General features: G+C 70.9%; 22 protein-coding genes. 7 read left to right on the forward strand and 15 right to left on the reverse strand.

Annotation, left to right across the window (positions count from 1 at the left end; all coding sequences use genetic code 11):
* The first annotated feature begins 53 nt into the window (after window positions 1-53).
* Window positions 54-965, forward strand: coding sequence for a class I SAM-dependent methyltransferase (locus NF20_RS18635; RefSeq protein WP_019733043.1), 912 nt, complete (start codon window positions 54-56; stop codon window positions 963-965).
* 3 nt (window positions 966-968) lie between these two features.
* Here the strand turns inward: NF20_RS18635 and NF20_RS18640 are convergent, their stop codons facing one another.
* The gene (locus tag NF20_RS18640; protein ID WP_003879460.1) at window positions 969-1634 is read right to left on the reverse strand and encodes a GNAT family N-acetyltransferase; all 666 of its coding nucleotides are present in this window, start codon (window positions 1632-1634) and stop codon (window positions 969-971) included.
* Window positions 1635-1660: 26 nt separating this feature from the next.
* Window positions 1661-3016 carry a xylulokinase gene (locus NF20_RS18645; RefSeq protein ID WP_033712970.1) on the reverse strand — a complete coding sequence of 452 codons (1356 nt, stop codon included), beginning with the start codon at window positions 3014-3016 and terminating at the stop codon, window positions 1661-1663.
* Window positions 3017-3046: 30 nt separating this feature from the next.
* Here NF20_RS18645 and NF20_RS18650 point away from each other — a divergent pair, with 30 nt between their 5' ends.
* Together NF20_RS18650 and NF20_RS18655 are read left to right on the forward strand one after the other, a co-directional pair.
* Window positions 3047-4027 carry an NAD(P)-dependent oxidoreductase gene (locus tag NF20_RS18650; protein ID WP_019732539.1) on the forward strand — a complete coding sequence of 327 codons (981 nt, stop codon included), beginning with the start codon at window positions 3047-3049 and terminating at the stop codon, window positions 4025-4027.
* Window positions 4024-4677, forward strand: coding sequence for an L-fuculose-phosphate aldolase (locus NF20_RS18655; RefSeq protein WP_019732538.1), 654 nt, complete (start codon window positions 4024-4026; stop codon window positions 4675-4677). Before NF20_RS18650 ends, NF20_RS18655 begins: the two co-directional genes overlap by 4 nt.
* Window positions 4678-4704: 27 nt before the next feature.
* Here the strand turns inward: NF20_RS18655 and NF20_RS18660 are convergent, their stop codons facing one another.
* On the reverse strand, window positions 4705-5937 hold the full coding sequence (locus tag NF20_RS18660) for a zinc-dependent alcohol dehydrogenase (RefSeq protein WP_033712947.1): 1233 nt from the start codon (window positions 5935-5937) through the stop codon (window positions 4705-4707).
* Between the two features lie 156 nt (window positions 5938-6093).
* Between NF20_RS18660 and NF20_RS18670 the strand changes: the two genes are divergently transcribed.
* Genes NF20_RS18670 through NF20_RS18680 form a run of 3 tightly spaced genes read left to right on the forward strand, consistent with a single transcriptional unit; the run spans window position 6094 to window position 8877 of the window.
* The gene (locus tag NF20_RS18670) at window positions 6094-7038 is read left to right on the forward strand and encodes a class I SAM-dependent methyltransferase (RefSeq protein WP_011726069.1); all 945 of its coding nucleotides are present in this window, start codon (window positions 6094-6096) and stop codon (window positions 7036-7038) included.
* Window positions 7031-7951 (forward strand): class I SAM-dependent methyltransferase, encoded by a 921-nt coding sequence (locus NF20_RS18675; RefSeq protein WP_009979053.1) that lies wholly within the window; start codon window positions 7031-7033, stop codon window positions 7949-7951. The genes NF20_RS18670 and NF20_RS18675 overlap by 8 nt, the downstream gene beginning before the upstream one ends.
* An 11-nt stretch (window positions 7952-7962) precedes the next feature.
* Window positions 7963-8877, forward strand: coding sequence for a class I SAM-dependent methyltransferase (locus NF20_RS18680; RefSeq protein WP_033712971.1), 915 nt, complete (start codon window positions 7963-7965; stop codon window positions 8875-8877).
* Here the strand turns inward: NF20_RS18680 and sppA are convergent.
* Window positions 8874-10661: a signal peptide peptidase SppA gene (gene sppA, locus NF20_RS18685; protein WP_033712950.1), complete on the reverse strand. Its 1788-nt coding sequence runs from the start codon at window positions 10659-10661 to the stop codon at window positions 8874-8876. The two genes, NF20_RS18680 and sppA, sit on opposite strands and share 4 nt — an antisense overlap.
* Window positions 10662-10699: 38 nt before the next feature.
* Here sppA and NF20_RS18690 point away from each other — a divergent pair, with 38 nt between their 5' ends.
* Complete coding sequence (locus tag NF20_RS18690) at window positions 10700-11626, forward strand: LLM class flavin-dependent oxidoreductase (RefSeq protein WP_009979056.1); 927 nt, start codon at window positions 10700-10702, stop codon at window positions 11624-11626.
* A gap of 13 nt (window positions 11627-11639) precedes the next feature.
* On the opposite strand, the gene rplO is transcribed toward NF20_RS18690, so the two are convergent.
* The 11 genes from rplO to NF20_RS18745 form a co-directional block, all read right to left on the reverse strand.
* A complete protein-coding gene (rplO, locus tag NF20_RS18695) occupies window positions 11640-12080 on the reverse strand; it encodes a 50S ribosomal protein L15 (RefSeq protein WP_003873493.1) in 441 nt (146 codons plus the stop codon).
* A complete protein-coding gene (gene rpmD / locus NF20_RS18700; RefSeq protein ID WP_003873494.1) occupies window positions 12077-12292 on the reverse strand; it encodes a 50S ribosomal protein L30 in 216 nt (71 codons plus the stop codon). The genes rplO and rpmD overlap by 4 nt, the downstream gene beginning before the upstream one ends.
* Entirely contained in the window at window positions 12289-12963 is a 675-nt protein-coding gene (gene rpsE / locus NF20_RS18705; RefSeq protein WP_003873495.1) for a 30S ribosomal protein S5, read from the reverse strand. The genes rpmD and rpsE overlap by 4 nt, the downstream gene beginning before the upstream one ends.
* Before the next feature lie 37 nt (window positions 12964-13000).
* Entirely contained in the window at window positions 13001-13369 is a 369-nt protein-coding gene (gene rplR / locus NF20_RS18710) for a 50S ribosomal protein L18 (protein WP_033712972.1), read from the reverse strand.
* A 41-nt stretch (window positions 13370-13410) separates the two neighbouring features.
* Entirely contained in the window at window positions 13411-13950 is a 540-nt protein-coding gene (gene rplF / locus NF20_RS18715) for a 50S ribosomal protein L6 (RefSeq protein ID WP_003873497.1), read from the reverse strand.
* A gap of 10 nt (window positions 13951-13960) precedes the next feature.
* Window positions 13961-14359 (reverse strand): 30S ribosomal protein S8, encoded by a 399-nt coding sequence (gene rpsH / locus NF20_RS18720; RefSeq protein ID WP_003873498.1) that lies wholly within the window; start codon window positions 14357-14359, stop codon window positions 13961-13963.
* A gap of 20 nt (window positions 14360-14379) precedes the next feature.
* Complete coding sequence (locus tag NF20_RS18725; RefSeq protein WP_003873499.1) at window positions 14380-14565, reverse strand: type Z 30S ribosomal protein S14; 186 nt, start codon at window positions 14563-14565, stop codon at window positions 14380-14382.
* A gap of 4 nt (window positions 14566-14569) precedes the next feature.
* Complete coding sequence (gene rplE, locus NF20_RS18730; RefSeq protein ID WP_033712951.1) at window positions 14570-15133, reverse strand: 50S ribosomal protein L5; 564 nt, start codon at window positions 15131-15133, stop codon at window positions 14570-14572.
* A gap of 1 nt (window position 15134) precedes the next feature.
* Complete coding sequence (gene rplX, locus NF20_RS18735) at window positions 15135-15452, reverse strand: 50S ribosomal protein L24 (RefSeq protein WP_003873501.1); 318 nt, start codon at window positions 15450-15452, stop codon at window positions 15135-15137.
* Window positions 15453-15821, reverse strand: a complete 369-nt coding sequence (gene rplN / locus NF20_RS18740) for a 50S ribosomal protein L14 (RefSeq protein ID WP_003403649.1) — start codon at window positions 15819-15821, stop codon at window positions 15453-15455.
* 250 nt (window positions 15822-16071) lie between these two features.
* Window positions 16072-17574, reverse strand: a complete 1503-nt coding sequence (locus tag NF20_RS18745) for an HNH endonuclease signature motif containing protein (protein ID WP_033712952.1) — start codon at window positions 17572-17574, stop codon at window positions 16072-16074.
* Window positions 17575-17576 lie beyond the last annotated feature (2 nt).

Consider the following 17576-nt stretch of genomic DNA (forward strand, 5'->3'; position numbering starts at 1 on the left):
GGAGCGTACAGTGCGGATGAATCGTTGCATTTGCTAAGTAACTTGGGAGCAGCATGACACGCACCGACCAAGACAGTTGGGACCTGGCCTCGAGCGTGGGCGCGACGGCGACGATGGTGGCCGCGGCCCGCGCGCTGGCCAGCACGGGCGAGCGCCCGATCATCAACGACCCGTTCGCCGCGCCGTTGGTGCGGGCGGTCGGCCTGGATTTCTTCCGCCGCCTGGTCGACGGCGAGGTGGCGCCCGCGGATCCGCAACGCGGGGAACGCGACCTGCAGCTGGAGACCGATTCGATCGCGGTGCGCACCCGATTTTTCGACGACTTCTTCACCGGCGCCGCCCGGGACGGGATCCGCCAGTCGGTGATCCTGGCCGCCGGGCTGGACGCCCGCGCCTACCGGCTGGACTGGCCGGCCGGCGCCGTGGTGTACGAGGTCGACCAGCCCAAGGTGGTGGAGTTCAAGACCAACACCATGGCGGCGCTAGGCGCCCGCCCGGCCGCGCAGCTGCGCACGGTCAGCATCGACCTGCGCGAGGACTGGCCGGAAGCATTGCGCGCCAACGGTTTTGACGTGACACAGCCGACGTCATGGAGCGCGGAGGGCCTGCTGATGTACCTGCCGCCGGAGGCACAGGACCGGCTGTTCGACAACATCACCGCCCTGAGCGCGCCCGGCAGCCGGCTGGCCACCGAATATCACCCGGACGCCACCGGCACGACGATGGCGCAGCGCGCGCAGGAGTTCAACGATCGGTGGGCCAGGGTGGGCTGTGACATCGACCTGTCCGGGCTGTTCTTCGACGGCGAGCGCAGCAACGTCGTCGAGTACCTGACCGGGCGCGGATGGCGGGTCAGCGCCCGGCCACGCCGGGACCTGTTCGACGACTACGGCCTGGCCTACCCCGAGGACGACGAGACGGCGCAGTTCCCCAACATCGTCGCCGTGAGCGCCGAGCTGGGCTGACCGTCAGGCGGGTTTGGCGGCGGGCGCCCGGACGACCAGCGGGACGGCGGGGAAACACCACGCCATCTCGGTGCGCGACTTGCGCAGCGCGGCGGTGCCGTAACCCCGCTTGCGGAAATCGGGGTGGATCCAGATCCGCACGTTGACCTCGCCATTGAGCAGCTCGCCGAACACCATGCCGACCTTCTGACCGGAATCGACGGCGACGAACCAGGCGGCCTCCTCGTCGTCGAGGCGGGCCGTCGCCGCGCGGATCTCGTCGTCGAGGTCGCCGGCGGGCCCGCCGGATCCGTCGCCGGCCGAGCCCATGTCCTGGGTGCGGGCGGCGAAGATGTCGCGGTCCTCGGTGGCCGAGAACGGGCGCAGCTCCAGGGTCTCGCCCGAGCTGGCCGGGCGCTCGCCCACGGTGAAGCTCAGCTGCTTGTTCAGGTCCTCGAGTTCGGCCAGGATCTTGCGCCGCGAGTCGATGGTGAGCTGATCGAACGACATGCCCATCACCGCCTCGGCGGCCAGGTGCGAGGTGTCCAGCAGCCGCACGATCGCCTCCACCGCGGCCGCCTTGTTCTCCGATTCCACCACCACGTCGGCGATTTCATGCCGTCGTTCCAGCGCTTTCAACAGGGCATCGGCGATTTCCCGGCGGGCGGCTTTGCGGTCCTGGTCGGTCATTGCACCAGCCTAGAACGCCGGTGCGGCTACCGCGCCACAACCGCGGGACACGGGCGGTTTCCCAACTCCAGGAACCGTTGGTAGCGGTCCTGCACCGGGGCGGCCCAGGCCGGGTCGGGCTCGACGACGCGCTCGGTGCGGACCCAGCGGGCGGCGTCGGTGAGGGTGGTCTCCAGACCGGCGGCCATCCGGGCCAGGAACGCGGCGCCCAACGCGGCGCCCTCGGCCACCGCGGACACCTCGACCGGGCGCCCGGTGGCATCGGCGATGGCCTGCAGCCACGGCCCCACCCGGGTGCCGCCGCCGGTGGCCACGATGCGCGACACCGGCGCGCCGGACAGCTCGATGAGCTGGCGCACCACGAACCCGGACGCCTCGTAGGCGGCCCTGCGCAGCGCGGCGGCGTCGTGGGTCAGGTCCAGCGCCTCGAGCACGCCGCGGCGGTCCGGGTCGTGGAACGGGCTGCGCTCGCCACGCAGGTAGGGCGCGAACACCGGCACCCGCCCGGGCTGGGCGGATGCCGGATCCGCTTGTGCCACAACGCGATCCACCCAGCCGAGGAACAGCCCGCCGGCGTTGCTGGCGCCGCCGATCTGGCTCTTGCCCGGCGTGGTGTGCGGGATGGTCCACAGCCCTGGCATCTGCCGGGCCTGGGAAATGGTGGCCCACACGATCAGCGTGGTGCCGCACATCACCAGCACGTCGCCGTCGCGGTCGGCGCCGGCCACGAGCTGTTCGCACAGCGCGTCGATGCCGCCGGTGGCCAGCGCCGCGCCGCCCGGCAGCTGCCCGACGACGGCGCCCATGCTGTGCACCCGCGGCATCTGCTCGACGCGCGCGCCGCGCTCGGCGCACGCGGCGGCGTCCCAGCCGGTCCCGTCGAACAACGGGAAGGCGGTGGCGGCGGTGGCGACGTCGATCACCGCCTGGCCGGCCAGCGCGTGGTTGGCCACCGCGGGCGCCGGCCAGTAGCCGGCGGCACTGGGAGCGCGGGCCGCCGTCCAGCGCAGGAACTCGGCGGCCTCGCCCAGCGCGGGCAACGGCTGGTTTTGCGGGCCGCCCGGGGTGCGGCCCCGGCCGTCGCCGTAGAGCAGTCCCGGGGTGACCGGCGTGCCGGAGCCGTCGACGGCCGTCATCGACGGCACCATGGCCGCGACCGCCACCGCCGCGACGCCGGGCTGGTGCAGCAGTTCGTCCAGGGCGGCCGACGGGCCGCGCCGCCACGCCGCCTCGGCGTCGTGCTCGAGCCGGTCGGGTGCCGGTATCCGCAGTTCGTGCGGGATGCGCACGCGGGCCATGACCCGGCCGTCGGCATCGGCGGCTAACGCCTTGACCGCGGTGCTGCCGACGTCGATGCCGATTGTGACGTCCTTGCGTGACACGGGCGTCACCGTACGCCAGCATTGGCAGGCGTGACGTCCAAACCGCGCGCCTTGGTGACCGCCCCGCTGCGCGGGCCGGGCCTGGACAAACTGCGGGCGCTGGCCGAGGTGGTCTACGACCCCTGGATCGAGCAGCGGCCGTTGCGCATCTACAGCGCCGAGCAGCTGGCCGAGCGGATCGCGGCCGAGGAAGCCGAAATCGTGGTGGTGGAAAGCGATTCGGTGCGCGGCCCGGTGTTCGAGCTCGGTGTGCGCGCGGTCGCCGCGACGCGCGGCGACCCCAACAACGTCGACATCGACGGCGCCACCGCGGCGGGCATCCCGGTGCTGAACACCCCGGGCCGCAACGCCGACGCCGTCGCCGAGATGACCGTGGCGCTGCTGCTGGCCGCCACCCGTCACCTGCTGCCCGCCGACGCGGATGTGCGCGGCGGCAACATCTTTCGCGACGGCAGCATCCCGTATCAGCGGTTCCGCGGCGGCGAGATCGCGGGCCTGACCGCGGGGCTGGTGGGCCTGGGCGCGGTCGGCCGCGCCACCCGGTGGCGGCTGACCGGGCTGGGTCTGCGGGTCATCGCGCACGACCCCTACCACCCCGAGGCCCGGCACGGTCTGGACGAGCTGTTGGCCGAGTCCGACGTGGTGTCGCTGCACGCCCCGGTCACCGACGAGACCACCGGCATGATCGGCGCCGAGCAGTTCGCGGCCATGCACGACGGCGTGGTCTTCCTCAACACCGCCCGCGCCCAGCTGCACGACACCGACGCGCTGGTCGAGGCGCTGCGCGCCGGCAAGGTGGCCGCCGCCGGGCTGGACCACTTCGTCGGTGAGTGGCTGCCGACCGATCACCCGCTGGTCGGCATGCCGAACGTGGTGCTGACCCCGCACATCGGCGGGGCCACGTGGAACACTGAGGCCCGGCAGGCGCAGCTGGTGGCCGACGACCTGGAAGCGCTGCTGGCCGGCGCGACGCCCGCCCACATCGTCAACCCGGAGGTGTTGGCCCGATGAAGTTCGTCGACGACCCGGAACAGGCGGTGCTCGACGCCGCCAAGGACATGCTGCGCCGCGGCCTGGTGGAGGGCACCGCCGGCAACATCTCGGCGCGCCGCTCCGACGGCAACATCGTCATCACGCCGTCGTCGGTGGACTACCGCGACATGCAGCTCGACGACCTGGTGCTGATCGACCCCGCCGGTTCGGTGCTGCAGGCCGCGCAGGGCCGCTCGCCGTCCACGGAGATGCAGCTGCACCTGGCCTGCTTCGCCGCGTTCGACGACATCGGCTGCGTCATCCACAGCCATCCGGTGTGGGCGACCATGTTCGCCATTGCGCACCAATCGATTCCGGCGTGCATCGACGAGTTCGCGGTGTATTGCGGCGGCGACGTGCGCTGCGCCGAGTACGCCGCCTCCGGCACCCCCGACGTCGGCGCCAACGCGGTCAAGGCGCTGCAGGGCCGCGGCGCCGCCCTGATCGCCAACCACGGCTTGGTGGCGGTGGGCCCGCAGCCCGACAAGGTCCTGCACATCACCGCGCTGGTGGAGCGGACCGCCCAAATCGTCTGGGGCGCAAGGGCTCTCGGCGGTCCGGTGCCAATTCCCGAGGACGTCAACCGCAACTTCGCCGCGGTGTACGGCTATCTGCGCGCCAACCCCTGACGCCTCGGATCCCCGTGGCGCGCTGGGCTAACGCTGGTCGAACGCCACCTTCACCGCGCCGGTCCGGCCCTGGTCGGCCAGGGCGCGGAACGCGTCGCGCCAGCGGTCCAGCGTGAACGTGTGGGTGAGCATCGGGCGCAGGTCCACCCGCCCCGCCGCGGCCAGGTCGAGGTAGTGCGCGATGGCGTGCCGGCGCTGCCCGTCGACCTCCTCGACCCCGAAGGCGTTGGAGCCGACCAGCGCGATCTCCTTGAAATACAAGGGGCTGTCCTCCCAGCGCCCGGGCGCGTGCACACCGGCCTTCACCAGGGTGCCCCGCGACCGCAGCAGGCGGACGGCGACCTCTAACGTCTCGGGTTTGCCGACGGTGTCGTAGACGACGTCGACCGCGCCGGGGTGGGCCATCGGCAGCCCCAGCAGCGGCCGGCGCAGCCGGCCACCGCCCCAGCCGACCATTTCTTCGATGACGGCCGTACGCGGTTCGTGCGCAACGACTTTGGCGGCGCCGAAGCGCCGGGCCAGCTCCGCCTGGGCATCGAAGCGGGCCACCACGGCCACGGCCACTTCCGGGTAGAGCGCCCGCAGGATCGCCACCGCGCACAGCCCGAGCGAGCCGGCGCCGTACACCAGCGCCCGCCCCGAGCGCGGCGGCGGGTGGCGCGTGATCGCGTGCAGCGACACCGAGAACGGGTCGGCGAACACGGCCATCTCGTCGGGGACCCGCTCCGGCACCGCGAACAGCATGCTGTCGTGGGCCGGCATCAGCTCGGCGTAGCCGCCGGTCACGTCGGCCGAGACGCCGGTGTGGATGCCGGGTTTGAGGTCGCCGTCGGCGAAGCTCCAGCACAGGCTGTAGTCGCCGGCTTCGCATGCGGGGCAGGGCGGTTGGATGCCGCGCGGCCCGCAGGACAGCCACGGGTTGAGCACCACCCGCTGCCCCACCGCCAACCCCCGCGCCCGGGGTCCCAGCGCCACCACGTCGGCCACCACCTCGTGGCCCATGACTTGCGGGAACGAGCAGAAGGCGGACAGGGCGTTGTCGGCGTCGCCCGCGCCGAAGTCCATCAGGATCTGCTTGGCGTCCGACCCGCAGATGCCGGTCAGCCGCGGCCGGGTGAGCACCCAATCCTCGTGCGGCAGCACGGGTTCCGGCACGTCGCGCAGCCCGGTCGGGGTGCGGGCCAGGTTCTGGACCAGCGGGTTGGCGTCGTCGGGCACCGCGACAAGCTCCGGCGCGACGCCATAGACCAGTGCCTTCATGGCGCCGCCGCCCCGGCGATCGGCACCCGCTTGCCCGCGTACGTCATCAGTAAAGGTTGCCGCGAATCGCGGGAAGCGTACAGTGGGAGCAGCTTGTTATATCGGCTAAATATTAGCTTGGCTACTACCTCGACGATCTCCGATAGGGGTGCGCACATGACTTCCACCAGGTACGAGGGCGACACCTGGGACCTGGCCTCCAGCGTGGGGGTGACCGCGACCATGGTCGCGGCGGCCCGCGCGATGGCCACCCGGGCGGACAACCCGCTGATCAACGACCCGTTCGCCGAACCGCTGGTCAAGGCGGTCGGCGTGGACCTGCTGTCCCGGCTGGCGGGCGGCGAGCTGGACCCGGCCGAGCTGAACGACGTGCACGACGGCGCCGCCGGGTCGGCCGGGGCGATGTCGCGGATGGCCGACAACATGGCCGTGCGCACCAAGTTCTTCGACGAGTTCTTCCTGAACGCGACCAAGGCCGGCATCGCGCAGGTGGTGATCCTGGCCTCCGGGCTGGACGCGCGCGCCTACCGGCTGGCCTGGCCGGCCGGCACGGTGGTCTACGAGGTGGACCAGCCGCAGGTCATCGACTTCAAAACCACGGCGCTGGCGCAGCTGGGCGCCGCGCCCACGGCCGAGCGCCGGGTGGTGGCCGTCGACCTGCGCGACGACTGGCCCGCCGCGCTGCGCGCCGCCGGGTTCGACCCGACCCGGCCGACCGCGTGGAGCGCCGAGGGGCTGCTCGGCTACCTGCCGCCGGAGGCGCAGGACCGGCTGCTGGACACCATCACCGAGCTGTCCGCGCCCGGTAGCCGGCTGGCCACCGAGAGCGCGCCCAACCCCGCGCCCGGCGAGGAGGAGAAGCTCAAGGAACGCATGCAGGCGATCTCGCAGCGCTGGCGCGCGCACGGGTTCGACCTCGACATGGCCGGACTGGTCTACTTCGGCGAGCGCAACGAGGCCGCCCCGTATCTGGCCGGCCACGGTTGGCGGCTGAACAGCGTCACCATCCGGGATCTGTTCGCGGCCAACGGACTTGACCCGCTCGATGACGACGACACCCGGATGGGTGAGATGCTCTACACCTGGGGGATCTATGAGTGAGGGACGCACCGACGGCGACACCTGGGGTCCGGCGCAGAGCGTGGGAGCGACGGCGACCATGGTCGCCGCCGCCCGCGCGGTGGCGTCGCAGGGACCCGACGCGCTGCTCGACGATCCGCTGGCCGAACCGCTGGTGCGGGCGGTGGGACTGGATCCGTTCATCCGCATCGTCGACGGCAAGCTCGACTTCCCCGACGACCCGCTGTTCAACCGCCGGGCGCGGGCCGAGCAGATCACGGTGCGCACCAGGTTCTTCGACGACTTCTTCATCGACGCCACCGAGGGCGGGCTGCGCCAGGCGGTGATCCTGGCCTCCGGCCTGGACACCCGGGCCTACCGGCTGGCCTGGCCGGCCGGCACGGTGGTCTACGAGATCGACCAGCCGCAGGTCATCGCGTTCAAGACCGACACGCTGGCCAACCTCGGCGCGGCCCCCACCGCCGAGCGCCGCACCATCAGCATCGACCTGCGCGACGACTGGCCCGCGGCCCTGCGCGAAGGCGGTTTCGACGTCACCCGGCCGACGGCCTGGAGCGCCGAGGGGCTGCTGCCCTATCTGCCGCCGGAGGCCCAGGACCGGTTGTTCGACAACATCACCGCCCTGTCCGCGCCGGGCAGCCGGCTGGCCACCGAGCACGTGCCGGACCCCAACGCGTTCTCCGACGAGCGGTTGGCCCGCATCTCGGAGCGCTGGCAGCGTCTCGGTCTCAACCTCAACGCCGCCGACCTGTTCTACCGGGGCGAGCGCAACGTCGTCGCCGACTACCTCACCGGCAAGGGCTGGCGGGTGACGCCGCATCCGGCCCGACAGTTGTACGCCCGCAACGGTTTCGAGTTCCCCGAGGACGAGATGAGGGCCACCTTCGGTGAGATGAGCTACGTCGACGCCACCCTCACCGGTGGCCGCGGCTAAGGTTGCTCGCGATGACACGCACGCATGACGACGAGTGGGACCTGGCGTCCAGCGTCGGCGCCACCGCGACGATGGTCGCGGCCGGACGCGCCATGGCGACCAAGGATCCCCGCGGTCTGATCGACGATCCGTTCGCCGAGCCGCTGGTGCGCGCGGTCGGGGTGGACTTCTTCACCAAGATGATGGACGGCGAGCTCGACCTGGATGCGATCGAGAACGCCACCCCGGTGCGGATTCAGTCGATGGTCGACGGGATGGCGGTGCGCACCAAGTACTTTGACGACTACTTCGTCGACACCACCGACGCCGGGGTGCGTCAGGTGGTGATCCTGGCCTCCGGCCTGGATTCGCGCGCCTACCGGTTGCCGTGGCCGGCGGGCACGGTGGTCTACGAGATCGACCAGCCGCGGGTGATCGAATTCAAGAGCAACACGCTGGCCGAGGTCGGTGCCGAGCCCACCGCGACCCGGCGCACCATCCCCATCGATCTGCGCGGCGACTGGCCCGCCGCGCTGAGCGCCGCCGGATTCGATCCGGCCGCGCCGACGGCCTGGTTGGCCGAGGGCCTGCTGATCTATCTGCCGCCGGAGGCCCAGGACCGGCTGTTCGACAACATCACCGCGCTGTCCACGCCGGGCAGCACCATCGCCACCGAATTCGTGCCCGGCATCGTGGATTTCGACGCCGAGCGGGTGCGGGAGATGTCCGGCTCGTTCCGGCAGCACGGCGTCGACATCGACATGGCGTCGCTGGTCTACGCCGGCGAACGCAACCACGTCATCGATTACCTGAACGGCCTCGGGTGGCGGGCCGAGGGTGTGACCCGCACCGAACTGTTCCACCGGCACGGCATCGAGGTGCCCGCCCCCGAGAACGACGACCCGCTCGGCGAGATCATCTTCATCAGCGCCACGCGGACCGGCTAGAGCCGCGACGGCCCCAGCCACAGCGCGCTGGCACCGCTGCAGGATCGCTCGACGTTGTCCAGGATCGCGCCCAGGGTCTTGACCGTCAGGGCGCCCAGCGCGTCGGGCAGCGACACCGCCGCCGGTTGCGACGAGGCCCGCGGCCGCAGCACGTCCAGCAGCGAGCCGCTCGGATAGGTGACGATGCGCACGTCGGCGTCCTCGTCCAGCCCGGCGAGAATCTTGGCCCGCCGCACCGCGATTCGAAAGCCGCCCAGTTCGTCGACCAGCCCCCGCTCGTGGGCGTCGGCGCCCGTCCAGACCCGGCCCCGGGCCACCCGTTCGACGGCGTCGGTGGTCAGGTTGCGGCCCTCGGCCACCCGGGACACGAAGTCGGTGTACACCAGGTCGGCCTCGGCCTCGCGGTGGGCGCGCTGCTCCGGGGTGAACGGCGCGTCGATCGACCACGCGTCGGCATTGGCGTTGGTGCGCACGGTGTCCGACCCGACGCCCAGCCGCCCCAGCAGGTCGCGGATCACCAGCTTGCCGGTGATGACGCCGATCGAACCGGTGATCGTTGCCGGGTTGGCGACGATCGCGTCGGCGGCCACCGACACGTAGTAGCCGCCGGAGGCGGCCACCGCACCCATCGACGCCACCACCGGCTTGCCGCGTTCACGGGCCCTTTTCACTTCGCGCCAAAGGGTTTCCGACGCGGTGACCGAGCCGCCGGGGCTGTTGACCCGCAGCACGATCGCCGACACCGCATCGTCGGCGGCGGCCTCCCGCAGCGCCGGCGCGATGGTGTCGCTGCCCACGGTGGCGGCGCCGAACGGCAGGAAATGGGGCCCGCCGCGCCCGTCGACGAGGGTGCCGTCGACGTTGATGACCGCCACCGTCGGTGGGCGGCGGCGCCCCGGTAGCGAGGGCACCGGCGGGGACAGCCGGGACCGGGCCGCGCCGGCGTAGCGCGACACATACAGCCGGGGCGGCTCGGTGTCCGGTGAAACATCTTGTACGCCAACGAGTTCTGCGATCCGGTCGTACGCCTGGTCGCGGAAGCCGATCCGGTCGACCAGGCCGGAGTCCAGCGCGTCCTGGCGCAGCAGCGGCGCGCGGTCGGCCAGCGCGTCCAGCGCGTCGGTGTCGAGCTTGCGTGATTCGGCGACCGCCTGCCACACCTGTTCCTGGACGCTGTCCAGCATCCGGGTAACGGCCTCGCGGTGCGCCTCGGTGAAGCCGTGTTCGGTGAAACGGTTTACCGCGGACTTGTATTCGCCGCGGGCGACGAATTGGGCCTCGATGCCGGCCTTGTCGAGCGCGTCGCGCAGGAAGGTGGCGTTGCTGGCGAAGCCGATCAGCCCGACGCTGCCGCCGGGCTGCATCCAGATCTCGCCGAACGCCGACGCCAGGTAGTACGACAGCGTGCCCGGATAGGTCTCGGCCCAGGCCAGGGACGGCTTGGCGGCGGTGAAGGCGACGATCGCCTCGCGCAGCTCCTGCACCGCGGCCGACGGCGACGGCGCCAGCTGCACCCGGGCGATCAGCCCGGCCACCCGCGGGTCCTCGGCCGCCCGGTGGATGGCGTCCACCGTGTCGCGCAGCGATGCCGACCGGCTGCCGCCGGTGACGAGCGCCAGCGGGTCGAAGCCGGACGTCTCCGGCGGCATCGACCGCAGATCCAGCTCGAGCACACAGCCGTTGGGCACGCCGTGATGGCGGGCGGTGTCGACGCGCCCGGCCAGGGCACGGATCTCGTCGGCGCCTTTGGACAGGCCGGGTATCGAGGACAGCACAGCGAACATGTCTGCAGACTACCGACGAACGGCCGTACGGTGGTCGGGTGAGGTTTTCCATCGCCATCCCCCAGTTCGACTACGACGGCTTTGACGGGGCGGGGCTGCGTTCCTTTTTGACGCGCGCCGAGCAGCTCGGGTTCGAGGGCGGCTGGGCGCTCGAGCAGATCATCGGTCCGGCGCCGCTGCTGGCGCCGCTGGAGCTGCTCGCCTACTGCGCGGCCTGCACCGAGCGGCTGCGGCTGGGGGTCGCGGTGTTGGTGACGTCGCTGCACGATCCGCTGCAGCTGGCCTCGGCGGTCACCGCCGTGGACCGACTCAGCCACGGCCGGTTGGACATTGGCGTCGCACCCGGCGGCGGCACCCGCAAGTTCGCCGCCTTCGGAGTCGACAAGGACACCTTCGTCGCGTATTTCACCGAGGGCTTGAAGCTGATGAAGGCGGCTTGGTCCGACGACCCGCGGGTGACGTTTCACGGGCGGTTCCGCGACGTCGACGACCTGCCGATCGCGCCCAAGCCGGTGCAGCGCCCGCACCCGCCGATCTGGTTCGGCGGGCTGGCGCCGAAGGCGCTGGCCCGCGCGGTCCGGCACGGCGACGCGTTCATGGGCGCGGGCTCGTCGACCACCGAGGCGTTCGCCGGGGCGGTGGCCGTGCTGCGCCGCGAACTCGACGAACAGCAAAGAGACCCGGCCGAATTCACGATCGGCAAGAGGGTTTACCTGACGGTCGACGACGACGCGGCGCGGGCCCGCGAGCGGGTGCTGGCCGGGCTGAGCCGCATCTACGGGCGGATGCCCGGCGTGGCCGACGTGCCGGTGTCCGGCACGCCCGGGGACGTGGTCCGGGGGCTGCGCGAGGTCATCGACGCCGGGGCGCAGACGCTGCTACTGAACCCCGTCGGCGCCGATGTCGCGGAGAACCACGAGCAGATGGAACGCCTTGCCGCGGAAGTGATTCCGCAGCTGAATTAGCCGCGCGGGCCGACTACAGCTCGGTGACCGAGCCGCCCGCGGCGGTGATCTTCTCGCGTGCGCTGCCGCTGAACTTGTGCGCGGACACCTCGACCTTCACGGTCAGCTTGCCGTCGCCGAGAACCTTGACCAGCGAGTTGCGCCGGACCGCGCCCTTGGCCACCAGCTCGTCCACCCCGACCGAACCGCCTTGCGGGAAAAGGCGATTGATGTCGCCGACGTTGACGATCTCGTACTCGGTGCGGAACCGGTTACGGAATCCCTTGAGCTTGGGCAGCCGCATGTGGATCGGCATCTGCCCACCCTCGAAGGTCACCGGCACGTTCTTGCGGGCCTTGGTGCCCTTGGTGCCGCGGCCGGCGGTCTTGCCCTTCGAGCCCTCACCGCGGCCGACCCGGGTGCGGGGGGTCTTCGATCCGCGCGCCGGCTTGAGGTCGTGCAGCTTGATCGTCATTTCTTGCTACCTCCGGTGCCCGCGGAGCTCGCGTCGGCCGGCGCCACCTCGACGAGGTGGCTGACCACCGCGATCAGACCGCGGGTCTGCGGGTTGTCCTCGCGGATCACCGAGTGGCGGATCCGCCGCAGGCCCAGGGTGCGCAGGGACTCGCGCTGCTTCCAGCGGGCTCCGATGGTGCTGCGCACCTGGGTGATCTTCAGTTGACTCATTGCGCCGCCGCCTCTCTCGCCGCCGCCGCACTGGCCAGCGCGTCACTTTCCCGGCGCGCCTTGAGCATTCCGGCCGGCGCCACGTCCTCGATGGGCAGGCCGCGCCGCGCGGCCACCTCCTCGGGCCGCTGCAGCAGCTTGAGCGCGGCCACGGTCGCGTGCACCACGTTGATGGCGTTGTCGCTGCCCAGCGACTTGGCCAGGATGTCGTGCACCCCGGCGCATTCCAGCACCGCGCGGGCGGCGCCGCCGGCGATCACACCGGTACCCGGGCTGGCCGGGCGCAGCAGCACCACGCCGGCGGCCGCCTCGCCCTGCACCGGGTGGGTGATGGTCCCGCGGATCAGCGGCACCCGGAAGAAGCCCTTGCGGGCCTCCTCCACGCCCTTGGCGATGGCGGCGGGAACTTCCTTGGCCTTGCCGTAGCCGACACCGACCATGCCGTTGCCGTCGCCGACGATCACCAGTGCGGTGAAGCTGAATCGCCGACCGCCCTTGACCACCTTGGAGACCCGGTTGATGGCGACGACGCGCTCCAGGTAGTTGCTCTTGTCGCCGTCGCGGTCGCGGCCCCCACGACCGCCGTCGCCGCGCCGACCGCGGCTGTCGCGGTCACCGCGCGAGTCGCGGCTGTCGCCGGCGCCCTGTCCGCCGGCCGGCTGCTCCGCCATCATGCGGTCCTTCCAGTCGTGTTCAAGTTCTCGATCATCAGAAATGCAATCCGTTCTCGCGGGCGGCGTCGGCCAGCGCCGCGATCCGTCCGCCGTAGGTGTATCCGCCGCGGTCGAAGACCACGCTGTCGATACCGGCGGCCTTGGCCCGCTCGGCGATCAGCTGGCCGACCCGCACGCTGCGGGCCTTCTTGTCTCCCTGCAGGCTGCGCACGTCGTCCTCGATCGACGACGCGGCGGCCACCGTGGTGCCGTTCTCGTCGTTGACCAGTTGCACGTGGATGTGCCGCGCCGACCGGTTGACCACCAGCCGCGGCCGCTCGGGGGTACCCGCGATCTTCTTGCGCAGGCGCGCGTGCCGGCGCAGCCGAGAGACGCGCCGGGTCGCGGATACGCTCTGCCCCACCGGCTTTCGCGCGGCGGTGTCAGCTTGTGTTTGCGCCATGGTTACTTACCTGTCTTTCCGACCTTGCGGCGGATCTGCTCGCCCTCGTAGCGCACGCCCTTGCCCTTGTACGGGTCGGGGCGGCGCAGGCGGCGGATGTTCGCCGAAATCTGGCCGACCTTCTGCTTGTCGATCCCGCTGATGGAGAACTTCGTCGGGGACTGGACGGCGAAGGTGATGCCCTCGGGCGCCTCGATCACCACGGGGTGGCTGTAGCCCAGCGCGAACTCGAGGTTGGAGCCCTTGAGCTGCACCCGGTAACCGACGCCGAAGATCTCCATCTTGGTGGTGTAGCCCTGGGTCACGCCGGTGACGAGGTTGGACACCAGGGTGCGGGACAGCCCGTGCAGCGAGCGGTTGCGCCGCTCGTCGTTGGGGCGGGTCACCACGATCGCGCCGTCGTCGTTGCGCGACACGGTGATCGGCTCGGCGACGGTCAGATCCAGGGTGCCCTTGGGTCCCTTCACCGAGACCTTCTGGCCGTCGATGGTGACGTCGACTCCGGCGGGGACCGGAACCGGTTGCTTACCAATACGCGACATGTCTACCCCCTCACCACACGTACGCGAGGACTTCGCCGCCCACGCCCTGCCGGGCCGCCTGGCGATCGGTGAGCAGGCCCGAGGAGGTGGAGATGATCGCCACGCCCAGGCCGCCCAGAACGCGCGGCAGGTTGGTGGATTTCGCGTACACCCGCAAACCGGGCTTGGACACGCGGCGCAAGCCGGCGATGCTGCGCTCCCGGCTCGGGCCGTACTTGAGCTGAACGATCAGCGACTTGCCGACCCGGGCATCCTCGGTCCGGAAGTCGCTGATGTAACCCTCGTTCTTGAGGATCTGGGCGATGTTGGCCTTGAGCTTGGAGTGCGGCAACGTCACCTCGTCGTGATACGCCGAATTGGCGTTGCGCAGACGGGTCAAGAAGTCTGCGATCGGGTCCGTCATAGTCATGGTTTAGCCCCTGTGTCCCGTCACCAGCTGCTCTTCTGCACGCCGGGCAGCTCGCCCGCATGCGCCATCTCGCGCAGGCAGATCCTGCACAGACCGAATTTGCGGAAGACCGCGCGCGGCCGGCCGCACTTGTTGCAGCGTGTGTAGCCGCGCACCGCGAACTTCGGCTTGCGTGCGGCCTTGTTGACCAGTGCCTTCTTTGCCATCTGCTCAGTTCTCCTTGAAGGGAAAGCCGAGGGCCCGCAACAGCGCTCGTCCTTCGTCGTCAGTCGTCGCCGAGGTGACGACGTTGATGTCCATGCCGCGGACCCGGTCGATCTTGTCCACGTCGATCTCGTGGAACACCGACTGCTCGGCCAGCCCGAAGGTGTAGTTGCCGACACCGTCGAACTGCTTGGGCGAGAGCCCGCGGAAGTCGCGAATACGGGGCAGCGCGATCGAGGTGAGCCGGTCGAGGAACTCCCACATCCGGTCCCCGCGCAGGGTGACCCGGGCGCCGATCGGCATGCCCTCGCGCAGCTTGAACTGCGCGATGGACTTGCGCGCCCGGCGGATCTCGGGCCGTTGCCCGGTGATCAGCGCCAGGTCGTTGACGGCACCGTTGATCAGCTTCGCGTCGCGCGCCGCCTCACCGATGCCCATGTTGACCACGACCTTGGTCACCGTCGGGATCTGCATGACGTTGGGGTATCCGAACTGCTGCTGCAGCGAATCGCGAATCTCGTTGCGGTAGCGCTCTTTCAGGCGCGGCTGAACTTTCTCTGTCGTGGTCATCTCAGATGTCCTTGCCGTTGCGCTTGGAGATACGGACGCGCTTGCCGGTCTCCTCGTCGAGGCGGTAGCCGACCCGGGCGGGCTTGCCGTCGGAGTCGACCACCATGACGTTGGAGACGTGGATGGGCGCTTCCTGGGTGACGATGCCACCGGACTGGGCGCCGCGCTGGTTGGTCGAGATCGCGGTGTGCTTCTTGATCCGGTTGACGCCCTCGACCAGGACGCGCTCGCGGTCCGGGTAGGCCTTGAGCACCTTGCCCTTGGCGCCCTTGTCTTTGCCTGCGATGACCAGGACGGTGTCGCCTTTGCGGACCTTCATTTACAACACCTCCGGGGCAAGCGAGATGATCTTCATGAACCGCTTCTCGCGCAGTTCCCGGCCGACCGGCCCGAAGATGCGCGTCCCGCGCGGGTCGTTATCGGGCTTGATGATCACCGCGGCGTTCTCGTCGAACTTGATGTAGCTGCCGTCGGGACGCCGGCGCTCCTTGACGGTGCGCACCACGACGGCCTTGACGACGTCCCCTCGCTTGACGTTGCCGCCGGGAATGGCGTCCTTGACGGTGGCGACGATGACGTCACCGATGCCGGCGTAGCGTCGCGACGAACCGCCGAGCACACGGATGCACAAGATCTCCTTGGCGCCGGTGTTGTCGGCGACCTTCAGCCGCGATTCCTGCTGAATCACTCGATCTCCTGACCTGGTTGCGTGTACACGGCAGGAGAACCCACCGAAGTGGGCATTCGGCGAGCATGACCCACCAAAAAACCTGACGTGCGCGGTCTTGTAAAGCGGTTAGTCACCGAAGGGCACGCGGGGCCGATTCGCACCGGCCGAGGTCTGCCCAAGGCAACCCCTAGAGTCTAGGGGACGACCAGCTCAGAGCCAAATTCCGGGTGCAGGGCTCTCAGCCGGCGAGATTTCGCAGCTAGAGCGGCTAGAACGGCGGCGGGTCGGCGTCGGGCCCGTAGCCGGCCGGCCAGGACTGGCTCGCCGCAGGGGCCGGCCGAGTTGCCCGGGCCAGCCGGGCGGCGCGGTTGGCCCGGCGTTCGGCGGCCACCCGGGCGGCGCGATTTTGGCCGCGGGTGCGCCGGCGGGTGGGCATCATCGCGGTGCGCTCACCGCACGGCTGGGATCCGGCCGCGACCGGCCGGGCCGGCTCACCGGTGGGCACGCACAACGACGGGAACAGCAGCGCGCTGCCCGGGGTGGTGACATAGGTCCGCCCGGCCGGCGAGGTCAGGATCAGCGTCGCATCCGGCAGCTGTTGTTCCCGCCAGCCCCAGAAGGTCTTCACCAAATGGTGAGTTCTGCAGTAGCACTTGAGGTTTGACGCGTGGGTGGGCCCGCCCTCGGCGTAGGGAACCGTATGGTCCAGGTCGCACTCGGTGGCCGGGCGGTCGCAGCCGGGCCAGCGGCAGGTCAAATCCCGGCAGCGCACGAAGTCGGCCAGCGCCGCCGACGGCGTGTACCGGTTCTCCGGCGGCGCATCGGCGGGGTGGACCAGCGGCATCAGCCTGGCCGACGCGGCCAGCTCGGCGACCAGCTGCGCCGGGAGGAGACCCTCGGCGCCGACCTCGACCGCCGGCCCGCCGCCGGTGCCCTCGACGCTGGCCCGCTCGGCGATCAGGTGGATCACCACCGGCCCGGCGGCGGGCCGCGTACCGGCCGCACAATCGGCGCGGCCACACCGGCAGCCCAACCGGTCGGCCCCGGCGGCCAGCGCCCCCAGCGCGTCGGCGCGGCGCTGCTCACCAGTGCGCGGGTCGTGCTCGCACACCGTGGCGGCCAACGCATCCAGCCGTTTGTCCAGCGCGTGCGCGTCGGGACTCGACACCGTGCCCTCCAGATGCGACAGGCCCTCACCCATCTCGGCGATCCAGACTTGCCGGCTCGCCGCCTGCTTCTCGGCGCGCCGCACCGCGTCGGCGTCGGCCTTGGCCACCACCGCGTCCACCCGGGCGGCCAACCGCGCCCGGGTCATCGACGGCCAGCGCGCCGCCGTCGCGGCCAACTCGGCGTCCACGGCCGCCAGCACCCGGCGATCGGTAATTAGATCGGTGCGATACACGATCGTGGCGAACAGCCGGAAGTCGATCTCCCCGGCCCGAAAAACCTCACCCACCCGGGGCAGCCGTTCGCGCATCGCCCGCGCGTAGCGCACCTTGGCGGCGGCCAGCCCCTGCCCGATCCGCAGCTGGGCCGCCACCTCCGCGCTCACCGCGGCCTCGGTGTCGACCGCCCAGTCCTCGCACTCCGAGCAGCGCGACAGCCGATAGGCGAACAGCTCCCCAATGGCCGCCAACTGCTCGGCCGCCGCCCGGTTCTCCACCCGCGCGAAGACACCGATCCGCTGCACCAGCGCCGCCGACTCCGGCGTCGCCGACGGGTAGCACCGCTCCATCAGCTCGTCGAACCAGGCGGTCGCGTCTTCGAACATAT

It is taken from the genome of Mycobacterium sp. MAC_080597_8934, from assembly GCF_000523975.1.
GTDB classification, from domain to species: domain Bacteria; phylum Actinomycetota; class Actinomycetes; order Mycobacteriales; family Mycobacteriaceae; genus Mycobacterium; species Mycobacterium avium.

Excerpts from the sequence above, each read along its gene's own strand:
- rplE (WP_033712951.1), bottom strand. The coding sequence starts at position 15,133 with ATGACCACGACAGAGAAAGTTCAGCCGCGCCTGAAAGAGCGCTACCGC.
- rpmD (WP_003873494.1), bottom strand. The coding sequence starts at position 12,292 with ATGAGTCAACTGAAGATCACCCAGGTGCGCAGCACCATCGGAGCCCGC.
- rplF (WP_003873497.1), bottom strand. The coding sequence starts at position 13,950 with ATGTCGCGTATTGGTAAGCAACCGGTTCCGGTCCCCGCCGGAGTCGAC.
- rpsE (WP_003873495.1), bottom strand. The coding sequence starts at position 12,963 with ATGGCGGAGCAGCCGGCCGGCGGACAGGGCGCCGGCGACAGCCGCGAC.
- rplX (WP_003873501.1), bottom strand. The coding sequence starts at position 15,452 with ATGAAGGTCCGCAAAGGCGACACCGTCCTGGTCATCGCAGGCAAAGAC.
- sppA (WP_033712950.1), bottom strand. The coding sequence starts at position 10,661 with ATGTTCGCTGTGCTGTCCTCGATACCCGGCCTGTCCAAAGGCGCCGAC.
- NF20_RS18675 (WP_009979053.1), top strand. The coding sequence starts at position 7,031 with ATGAGTGAGGGACGCACCGACGGCGACACCTGGGGTCCGGCGCAGAGC.
- NF20_RS18640 (WP_003879460.1), bottom strand. The coding sequence starts at position 1,634 with ATGACCGACCAGGACCGCAAAGCCGCCCGCCGGGAAATCGCCGATGCC.
- rplO (WP_003873493.1), bottom strand. The coding sequence starts at position 12,080 with ATGACGATCAAGCTGCACGACCTCAAGCCGGCGCGCGGATCGAAGACC.
- NF20_RS18725 (WP_003873499.1), bottom strand. The coding sequence starts at position 14,565 with ATGGCAAAGAAGGCACTGGTCAACAAGGCCGCACGCAAGCCGAAGTTC.
- NF20_RS18655 (WP_019732538.1), top strand. The coding sequence starts at position 4,024 with ATGAAGTTCGTCGACGACCCGGAACAGGCGGTGCTCGACGCCGCCAAG.
- NF20_RS18635 (WP_019733043.1), top strand. The coding sequence starts at position 54 with ATGACACGCACCGACCAAGACAGTTGGGACCTGGCCTCGAGCGTGGGC.
- NF20_RS18680 (WP_033712971.1), top strand. The coding sequence starts at position 7,963 with ATGACACGCACGCATGACGACGAGTGGGACCTGGCGTCCAGCGTCGGC.
- NF20_RS18745 (WP_033712952.1), bottom strand. The coding sequence starts at position 17,574 with ATGTTCGAAGACGCGACCGCCTGGTTCGACGAGCTGATGGAGCGGTGC.
- NF20_RS18660 (WP_033712947.1), bottom strand. The coding sequence starts at position 5,937 with ATGAAGGCACTGGTCTATGGCGTCGCGCCGGAGCTTGTCGCGGTGCCC.
- rpsH (WP_003873498.1), bottom strand. The coding sequence starts at position 14,359 with ATGACTATGACGGACCCGATCGCAGACTTCTTGACCCGTCTGCGCAAC.
- NF20_RS18670 (WP_011726069.1), top strand. The coding sequence starts at position 6,094 with ATGACTTCCACCAGGTACGAGGGCGACACCTGGGACCTGGCCTCCAGC.